Origin of the sequence: Mesorhizobium sp. M7A.F.Ca.US.007.01.2.1, assembly GCF_003998165.1 — a bacterium.
GTDB lineage: Bacteria > Pseudomonadota > Alphaproteobacteria > Rhizobiales > Rhizobiaceae > Mesorhizobium > Mesorhizobium ciceri.
The window spans coordinates 1-9811 of sequence record NZ_RZQP01000227.1 but is presented as its reverse complement, the minus strand read 5'-3'; the positions used below and the strand labels follow the sequence as shown (position 1 = coordinate 9811).

At 63.2% G+C, this 9811-nt stretch carries 5 protein-coding genes; 1 reads left to right on the top strand and 4 read right to left on the bottom strand.

Features of this window, described 5'->3' with window-relative positions; all coding sequences use genetic code 11:
* Positions 1–3092: efflux RND transporter permease subunit (locus tag EN949_RS28495; RefSeq protein ID WP_164782565.1), on the top strand; the 3092-nt coding region annotated here is incomplete at its 5' end.
* A 68-nt stretch (positions 3093–3160) separates the two neighbouring features.
* On the opposite strand, the gene EN949_RS28490 is transcribed toward EN949_RS28495, so the two are convergent.
* The 4 genes from EN949_RS28490 to EN949_RS28475 form a co-directional block, all read right to left on the bottom strand.
* Positions 3161–4771 carry an APC family permease gene (locus tag EN949_RS28490; protein WP_127371852.1) on the bottom strand — a complete coding sequence of 537 codons (1611 nt, stop codon included), beginning with the start codon at positions 4769–4771 and terminating at the stop codon, positions 3161–3163.
* A gap of 390 nt (positions 4772–5161) precedes the next feature.
* Entirely contained in the window at positions 5162–7531 is a 2370-nt protein-coding gene (locus EN949_RS28485; RefSeq protein WP_127365493.1) for an aminomethyltransferase family protein, read from the bottom strand.
* Positions 7532–7677: 146 nt separating this feature from the next.
* Positions 7678–8301 carry a sarcosine oxidase subunit gamma gene (locus tag EN949_RS28480; protein WP_127365494.1) on the bottom strand — a complete coding sequence of 208 codons (624 nt, stop codon included), beginning with the start codon at positions 8299–8301 and terminating at the stop codon, positions 7678–7680.
* The coding region (locus tag EN949_RS28475; protein WP_281039795.1) for a glycine cleavage T C-terminal barrel domain-containing protein at positions 8294–9811 on the bottom strand (1518 nt) is incomplete at its 5' end. The genes EN949_RS28480 and EN949_RS28475, both read right to left, overlap by 8 nt.

Below are 9811 nucleotides of genomic sequence, written 5' to 3'. Positions count from 1 at the left end.
GCCATCCCGCCATTGCGCGGTTCCTGTTCGGCCTGATCATCATTTCCGGCGCGCTCGGCCTGATGCGCATGGGCCAGAAGGAAGATCCCGATTTCACCTTCCGGGTCATGGTCGTCCAGGCGATCTGGCCGGGCTCCTCGATCCAGGAGATGGAAGACCAGGTCGTCAACAAGATCGAACGCAAGCTGCAGGAGACGCCGCATCTCGATTTCGTGCGCTCCTTCACCCGCGCCGGCAGCGCCATCATCACCGTGCAGATCAAGGGCGACACCAACACCGCCGAGGTGACCGACGCGTTCTACCAGGTGCGCAAGAAGGTCGGTGACATTGCCGGTGACTTGCCACAAGGTCTGCTCGGCCCCTATTTCAACGATGAATTCGGCGACACCTTCATCACCCTGCATTCGATCAGCGGCGATGGCTTCAGCTATCCCGAGCTGAAGAAGTTCGCCATCCAGGCGCGCGACATGCTTTTGACGACGCCCGGCGTCGAGAAGGCCGTCATCATCGGCGACCAGCCTGAAAAGCTCTATATCGACGTCTCGTCCAAGGCCCTGGCCGAACGCGGCCTGACGCTGACCGATCTGCAGAATGCGATCAAGGGACAGAACAATGTCGACCCGGCCGGCTCCGTCGATACCGGCACCAACTCGGTGCGCATTTCCGTCGAGGGCGATGTCGGCAAGGTCGAGGATATCAGGAACCTGCGCCTGCGCGCCGGCGGTCAGGTCACGAGGCTGGGCGACATCGCCACGGTGAGTTCGGGGTTGCAGGATCCGTTCCAGCGAAAGTACCGCTTCAACGGTCACGACAGCGTGCAGTTGGGCGTCGTCATGGCCAAGGGCTTCAAGGTTACCGATGTCGGCAAGGATGTCGAGGCCACCTACAAGCGCTTCGAAGAGGCGCTGCCCTACGGCGTTGCGGTCGACCAGATCTCCGACCAGCCGGGCGTCGTCACCGATGCGGTGGCGGAGTTCATGCATGCGCTTGGCGAAGCGTTGCTGATCGTGCTCGTGGTCTCGTTCCTGTCGATCGGTTGGCGTTCCGGCCTGGTCATCGCCATCGCCATCCCGCTGGTGCTGGCCGCGACCTTCGCCATCATGTACGAGCTCGGCATCGACCTGCAGCGCATCTCGCTCGGCGCGCTGATCATCGCGCTCGGTCTTCTGGTCGACGACGCGATGATCGTCGTCGAGATGATGGAGCGCAAGCTGGAGGAGGGAATGGTCAAGGTCGAGGCGGCGAGCTTCGCCTATTCCTCGACCGCCTTCCCGATGCTGACCGGCACGCTGATCACCACGGCCGGCTTTATTCCGGTCGGCTTCGCGGCCTCGACCGCCGGCGAATATGTCCGCACGCTGTTCTATGTCGTCGGCATCGCGCTGATCGTCTCCTGGTTCGTCGCGGTCTATTTCACGCCATGGCTCGGCAACATGATCCTCAAGCAGCGCAAGCATGCCGGCAGCCATCACGATGTCTTCGACACGCGTTTCTACCGCCGGCTTCGTGCCACCGTCAGCTGGGCCGTGCGCCATCGCATCATCGTCCTGGTGATGACGCTGGTCACCTTCGGCACCAGCCTGTGGGCTTTCCAGTTCATTCCGCAGAACTTCTTCCCGCAATCGTCGCGGCCGGAAATCCTCGTCGACCTTTGGCTGCCGGAAGGCACCAGCATCAAGGAAGTCGAGGCGCAGGCCAAGGCGCTCGAGACCAAGATGATGAACGACAAGGACAAGCGTTTCATCGCCACCTATATCGGCGAGGGCGCGCCGCGCTTCTTCCTGCCGCTCGACCAGCAGCTGAGCAACCCCAACTTTGCCCAGTTGCTCGTCATGGCCAATGACGAACCGGCTCGCGAGCGTCTGATCGTCAAGTTGCGCACCGTTCTGGCGCAAGACTTCCCGTCCATCCGTGCCAAGGTCGATCGTCTGTTCCTCGGTCCGCCGACCGGCTGGCCGGTGCAGATGCGCGTCATGGGGCCGGATCGCCAGGAGGTGCGCCGCATCGCCGACCAGGTGAAGGCGAAGTTCCGTGAAGATCCGCTGCTTGGCGCCGTGCATGATGACTGGCTGGAGCCGGTTCCGGCGATGAAGCTGGTCATCGACCAGGATCGTGCCCGCGCACTCGGCGTCACCTCGCAGCGCATCCGCCAGATGCTGCAGGCGACGATGTCCGGCGCGCCGCTCGACGACTTCCGCGACGGCGAGGAGACGGTGTCCATCGTCGCCCGCGAGCCGAATGCCAGCCGCAGCCTGCTGTCCTCGGTCGACTCGGTCTATATCCCGACCGACTTCGGCGGTTTCGTGCCGCTGTCGCAGGTGGCCAAGGTGGTGCCGGTGCAGGAGCAAGGCATCGAATGGCGCCGCGACCGCCTGCCGACCATCAGCGTGCGCGCCACCTTGCCCGACGGCGTGCAGTCCAACGACGTCGTCACCAAGATGTACAACGACATGAAGGACCTGCGTGCGGGTCTGGCGCCCGGTTACAAGATCGAAATCCAGGGCGGTGCGGAGGATTCGGCGGAAAGCCAGGCTTCGATCGCCGCCAAGGCACCGATCATGCTGGCCGTCATTGTCGTGCTTTTGATGATCCAGCTGCAGAACTTCGGCAAGGCGATGCTGGTGCTGGCGACCGGTCCGCTTGGCATTATCGGTGCTGCCGCGGCACTCCTGATCAGCGGTGCGCCGTTCGGCTTCGTCGCCATTCTCGGCGTCATCGCGCTGCTCGGCATCATCATGCGCAACTCGATTATCCTGGTCGACCAGATCGACCAGGACATCGCCGCGGGCATGGACCGCTACGAGGCCATCATCGGTTCGGCCGTTCGCCGTTTCCGGCCGATCACGCTGACGGCGCTGACGGCGGTGCTGGCGCTGATCCCGATCTCGCGCGGCGTCTTCTGGGGTCCGCTCGCCTACGCCATGATGGGCGGCATCCTGGTTGCCACGGTGCTGACCATCCTGGTCCTGCCGGCCGGTTACGCCCTGTTCTTCGGCCGGGAGCCGAAGAAGCGCGGGGCGGAGGGACGGACGGACGATCTGGAACTGAGCCAGGAAGCCGAAAAGCCGCAACTGGCGCTGGCCGCCGAATAGATCGATCGCGCCAGTCGAAAAGGATCGGGCGGGCCGAAGCGCGCCCGATCCTTTTTATTTTTATGAGGTCAGATGACGAAGAACCAGTTGGCGAGCAGCATCACCACCACGCCGGCGACCAGCGTCAGATAGGGCAGCATGCCCGCCTTTTTGACCGAGAGGTCGGCCCCCGTCATGCCGAGATCGGCCAGCATGTGGTCGGGGAACTTGCCCTTGTCCTGAATGTAGTGTCGGAAGCAGAACACCGGGATGATCAGCGCTGCCGTGATCAGGCCGGCCCACAGCGCCATCGGGTTCCATACCTTGGCACCGGCGCCCATGAAGATCGCGTTGACATAGGCGAAGATCGCCCCGATCCCGAGCAGCCAGCTCGGCGCCTTCCAGGGCCGTGCGATATGGCCGTTGTCGATGCGGTGGATCCAGCCGGCGTTGAGGTTGAGGAAGTTGAAGATGATGTAACCGCAATTCGACACGGCGAGGATGAAGAAGAAGCTCGTCGCGTCGGCCGAGGCGATGGCCAGCACGATCAGGTTGAAGACGAGATCGGTCCACATTGCCCGTGTCGGCGCACCATGTTCGTTGACATGGCTGAGATAGCGCGGCAGCCAGCCATCGACCGAGCCCTGGTAGAGCGTACGCGAAGAGCCGGCCATGGCCGTCATGATGCACAGCACCAGCGCCAGGATCATCAGCATCACCAACAGGCTGTGGACTAGCGCGCCGCCGCCGACCATGCCGGCCAGCGCGTCGGCGACCCCGGAGCCGTCGACGATCGGCGTCGCCAGCATACCGTTGAGGCCAAGCACGCCCTGGAAGGTGAACGGCACCAGGATGAACAGCAGCATGCACAGAAGGCCGGAATAGAAAATCGCCTTGAACGTGTCGGTGCCAGGGTTCTTGAACTCGGATGTGTAGCAGACGGCGGTCTCGAAGCCGTAGGTCGACCAGGCGGCGATGAACATACCACCAAGCACCAGCGTCCAGCCGGCGATGTTCCAGGCACCGGGCTCGGGCGCGTAGGCTGCGGCCAGCGGCACCAGCGGCGAAAAATTCGCCCAGTTGATCTGGCCGGTGACGATCGGCACCACGCCGACGATCAGCATCGGGACGATGACCAAGAGGCCGATATATTTCTGCACATTGGCGGTGCCGAGAATGCCGCGATGCTGGATCGCAAAGATGATCAGCATCAGCACTGCGCCGATGAAGAAGGTCGCGTTGAAGGTGAACGAGACCGGTCCCAGCGTGTGGCTGTAAAGCGTCCAGTTGCGGATTGCCGGCGTCGCCGCCGACGCCATCACAGCGGTGACCGCGGCGGCGATCGAGCAGCCGAGCGACAGCACCGGCGACCAGGCGAACCAGTTGCACCAGACAGACAGCGGCGCGATGAACTTGGAATAGCGCAGCCAGGCGGTGGCGCCGTAGATCGACGCGCCGCCCGACTTGTTCGGAAACAGGCCGGCGATTTCGGCATAGGTGAAGGATTGCAGGAAGCCCATGATCATGGAGAAGATCCAGATCGCGAAGGCCAGCGTGCCGGTCGTGCCGGCAATGCCGCCGATCGAGAACAGGACCAGGGCCGGCACGCCGCTCGCCACCCAGAAGGCGCCGCGCCAGTCGATATTTCGGTGCAACTTGCCTTCGGCAAGCGGCTCCAGGACAGTCGTTATCGTGCTCATATGTCTTTGTTCCCCATTTTGATGTTCCCCGTTCGTGACGGCCGCGACTTCGCGAGGCTTCATCATCGACGCATGCTTTGGGCGGCTGTCGGTGTTTCCACTCAGTCGCATTTTTTTCTTAACAGTGAAGATTGATCCGGCGCGCTTTCAGGTCAAGCGATTTGTCGCGCCGTGCACATCACGCTTGCGAAACATGTCGGCTTCACACTGCCGCGGTGGGATTGTTCGGAAAAGGACCAAGGGTCAGGAAGCGAAAAACCCGCCGGAGGCGGGTCGCGGCGCAAATCAGCACCATGGACGAATATGTAGCATAGCTGCCCTCAGCAGGTCAAGAAAAAATTCCTATCACGAACTGCAGCACGGCCTCACTGTCTTGGGAGGGAAGGGCCGTCAGGAACGCGGTTTGGTCTTTTGCGGATCGTAGTGGGCGAAGGCGACGACTCGCGCCGGCAGCCGCTTGGCATGGCCGTCGAGCTTGCCGATCTCGACCTCGGTACCGACAGCCGAATGGGTGACATCGAGCCTGGCCAGCGCGATGGTCTTGTTCAGCACCGGCGAGCGCATGCCTGACGTGACCACGCCGATCTGGGCACGGCCGACATGCACGCAATCGCCATGGCCGACGTCGACATTGGCGTCGATGTCGAGACCGACCAGCTTCGTCTGCGGGTGCTCCTTGCGGCGGATCAGCGCCTCGCGGCCGACGAAATCGTCGGTCTTGCTCTTCAGCGGCACGGTGAAGCCGATGCCGGCCTCGAAGGGATCGGTCTGGTCGGAGAATTCGTAGCCGGCGAAGATCAGCCCGGCCTCGATGCGCACCATGTCCAGCGCCTGCAGTCCCATCGGCTTCAGCCCGTGAGGCTGGCCGGCTTCCCAGATGGCGTCGAAGACTTTTTCGGCGTCGCGCGGATGGCACCAGATCTCGTAGCCGAGCTCGCCGGTATAGCCGGTGCGCGAGACGACGACCGGAATGCCGTTGCCGCCACCAATGCGGGCGACGGCGAAGCGGAACCAATCGAGTTCGTCGATCGACGGCTGCAGCGGCGAGGTCCAGATCACCTCCCTGAGGATGTCGCGGCTCTTTGGTCCCTGCACGGCGACATTGTGCATCTGGTCGGTGGAGGAACGCACAAGGACATTGAGGCCGAGTTTTGTCGCCGTCTCGCGCAGCCACTCGCCAGACAGATCGTCGCCGCCGACCCAGCGGAAATTGTCCTTGCCCAGCCGCAGCAGGGTGCCGTCATCAATCATGCCGCCATGCTCGTAGCACATGGCCGAATAGACCACCTGGCCAACGCCAAGCTTCTTGACGTCGCGGGTTAGCGTGTATTGCAGCAGCGCTTCGGAATCCGGGCCGGTGACCTCGAACTTGCGCAGCGGCGACAGGTCCATGATCACCGCGCCTTGGCGGCAGGCCCAGTATTCGGCGATCGGCCCGTCCTTGGCGAAGGAATTGGCGAGCCAATAGCCCTTGTACTCCTGAAAGTTGCGGGTGTGCTTGGCAAAGCTCGAATGAAAAGCGGTCTCGCGGGTCATTTTCGGTTCCGAATCGGGCGTCATGCGTCTGGCGATCGCTCGCGAGAATTTGTGCTGGCCGGAATAGGTCCGCACATGGATGTCGGTCGGGTTCCAGCCATTGGCCGGCGTCGTGTCGTCGGGGCAGGCGGAGGAAACGCAAACGATGTCGGTGAGCGCCCTGAGCAGCACATAGTCGCCCGCCCGCGACCACGGCTCGTCGGACACCATGACGCCATGCGCGTCGATCGCCGTGTTGAAGAAGAAGTTGATCGCCATCCAGCCCGCGCGGGGATTGACGCCCTTGCCGGCCAGAGCGCCGTTGAAATTCTCCGAACAGTTGGTGTGTCCGGGATAGCCGATGTCGTCGTAATATTTGGCGGCGCAGGCGAGCGCGAAGGCGTCGTGCCGGCCGCATGTGTCCTGCACCACCTCGACCAGCGGCTCCATGTCCTGGTCATAGTATTTGGAATGCAGGCCGGGCATCGGGTAGCTCGCACCCATGAGCGTGCGCGTCGTCGTCACGTCGAGCGGATGATCCTGTCCCCTGTCCAGCTTGCGCGCCGAAAAGCACTGGAAATCGGTGCATTGGCGCCCGTCGACATCGATGATCTGCAGATAGTCGCCAGCCCTAACGAAATAGGCCTCCGCGGTCGCCGAATGGACGCGCAAATCGAGCACCGGGTCGGCAAGCGGATCAGCCAATACCGATTTCGCCGCCGGGCGGATCGTGGCGCGGCGAACGAAGACGGTCAGCGGTGTCGCCGTGTCATGACCATCGACCAGCATCGGCCCGCCGGGGGCGGCAATCAGCACCGCACCATCGCGTGCGACGGTGAAAGCCTGCTCGGTGCCGGCCGGTGTCGTGACGCCGAACACCCGCACCGCCTTGGCGTGGTCAAGCTGCACCTGCCGGCGGGCGAGCCCGCTCCGCAGGGATGCGAGACTGTCGTCGCCCTCTATGAGCAGCGCTTTGATGCCGGCAGCGTTGCTGTTCGATGCTTCACCAAAAATGCCGGGATCGGTCGCGCCGGTCCTGTCCCAGGCCAGAAGTTCGCAGGCCTGGCCGCCTTCGACATTGCGCACGGTGATCGCGTCGCCGGCCTCGATGTCGATCAGCACCGCGCCGTTGCCCTGGATCGTATAACGCTCCATGCCCGGCGGCAGCGCGATCTGGCCGGGCCTCAGGATGAGGCTAGGCTTGGGCGGTCCGGCAGCAATTGTGGGGTAGGGCGACTGGCTCATCTCAGCCTTGCGGTTCGAGAAACAAGTTTGCCTGTGCGTGAAATTATTTTAGCAGCAAGAATAGCAGTGCGGTTGGGTTTGGCAAGGCGGAGGTGGCGCGCTTTGCCTTCTCCCCTTGTTGTGGGAGAAGGGAAGACGAGCCAAGGCTAAGCCGGTCTCTCTGTATGGTTGATGTCGACGCCGTACTCCGCGCCCGAATCCAGCATCGTATGCCAAAGGCTCTCGGCAAACGTCGCAAACATCAGAACGTTGAACACCGCCTGCCCATCCGTCCGATCACTGTCGCGCCAGAGCGTGACGCTGGTGTGATCCATCGACGTCGCGGCGGCGGCGCCAACCGGAAACGCATCGGGATGCAAATCGATCGACGACAGTTTCGCCAGCATTGTCCGCGCCTTGGCGCCGGAGATGCTGACCAGAACCCGCGCATGCGACTGGTCCGACAGCGAGCCGGACAATGCGGGCTCCAGCGTCTGCATCGTGTGCTTGCCGCCCTTCGACAGCACGAAGAACTGGTCCGGTCCCGACCAGATCAGCGTTGCGTCCGAAGTCCGCACCGCCTTGGGCGCATCAGGGACAGCAACACCAAACCGAGCCTTGGCGGCTTGTCCCAGCTCGGCCGCCTGGCCGCGCCGCGCCATCACCTGGATCAGATCAAAATTGCGGATCTCGGTCAGCGAGATGCCGGCCTCGATACCGCGTGCGCCATCTGTACCGGCGACAAGCGCATGCTCGAGTGGGCTGCGAGAAACCCAGGAAAACTCAACCACGCTGGCGCCCTCCATCCGGGTCGTAGAAGACGGGATTGCAGAGTTCGACGTCATAGTCTTCGCCGCGCAATGGATCATGCGCGTGCACGATCTCGCCGATGCGTTCGCGGCCGCGTTCGACAAGCGCGAGCCCGATCCACTGATCCAACGTCGGCGAGAAGCAGACCGAGGTGACATAGCCCTGGTCGTTGCCCGGGCCGGGCGTCTGCCCCTTCGGGATGATGTGTGCGCCGGAGCGCAACCGGCGTGTCTCGTCCGTCGGCTTGATGCCGACGACGACCTGGCGATCCGGGGCTACCAGCGCCTCGCGTCCGGCCATGACGCGGCCGATATAGTCTTTCTTGGTCGACATCATCTTGCCCAGACCAAGATCGGCCGCTGTCGTCGTGCCGCTCAGTTCCGGTCCGGCGATGTGGCCCTTTTCGACGCGCATGACGCCGAGCGCCTCGGTGCCGTAAGGCGTCACGCCGAATGGCGCGCCGGCCAGCATCAGATTGCGTGCCATCGCATCGCCGAAGCGTGCTGGTACCGAGATCTCGAAGGCCATTTCGCCGGAAAACGAGATGCGGAACAGCCGCGCCTTGAGGCCGCCGCGCAATGTCACTTCGCGCGCGCCCATGAACGGAAAGCCTTCGTTCGAAAGGTCCTCGGACTCATCAACGATCTGTTTCAGCAACTCCCGCGCGCTCGGTCCGGCGATCGAGAACTGCGCCCACTGGTCGGAGACGGAAGTGAGCTGCACGTCGAGCTCCGGGAACAGCACCTGGCGGCAGAATTCGAGATGCTGCATCACCAGACCGGCCTTGGCCGTGGTGGTGGTGAGAAAATAGTGGTCTTCGGCCAGCCGCGACGTGGTGCCGTCGTCATAGACAATGCCGTCCTCGCGCAGCATCAGACCGTAGCGCGCCTTGCCCACTGCAAGACTGGAAAAGGTGTTGATGTAGACGCGGTCGAGGAAGGCGCCGGCATCCGGACCGTGCACGTCGATCTTGCCGAGCGTCGAGACATCGCAGAATCCGACGCCTGAGCGCACCGCCTTGACCTCGCGCGTCACCGATTCCAGCCAGTCCTTCTCGCCCGCGCGGGGGTACCACTGCGCCCGTTTCCAAAGACCGGTGTCGACGAAGACAGCACCTTGTTCCACCGCCCAGTGATGCGACGGCGTCAGCCGCGTTGCATGAAAAGTCTCATCGCGATTGTGTCCGGCAAAGGCGCCGATGGCGACGGGCACGTAAGGCGGGCGATAGATGGTCGTGCCAGTCTCGGGAATGGATTTGCCTGTTACCGCCGCCATGATGGCGAGGCCGGCGACGTTGGAGGTCTTGCCCTGGTCGGTCGCCATGCCGAGCGTGGTGTAGCGCTTCAGATGCTCGACCGATTCAAAACCCTCGCGCTGCGCCAGCTCGATGTCGGAAGCGGTGACATCGTGCTGGTAATCGACAAAGGCTTTTCCCTTGCCCGCGACATGCCAGAGCGGCGTCAGCGAAAAAGCCTCGTCATCGGCGGCAGG

Coding starts and splice junctions, on each gene's coding strand:
- EN949_RS28490 (WP_127371852.1), bottom strand. CDS start 4,771: ATGAGCACGATAACGACTGTCCTGGAGCCGCTTGCCGAAGGCAAGTTG.
- EN949_RS28485 (WP_127365493.1), bottom strand. CDS start 7,531: ATGAGCCAGTCGCCCTACCCCACAATTGCTGCCGGACCGCCCAAGCCT.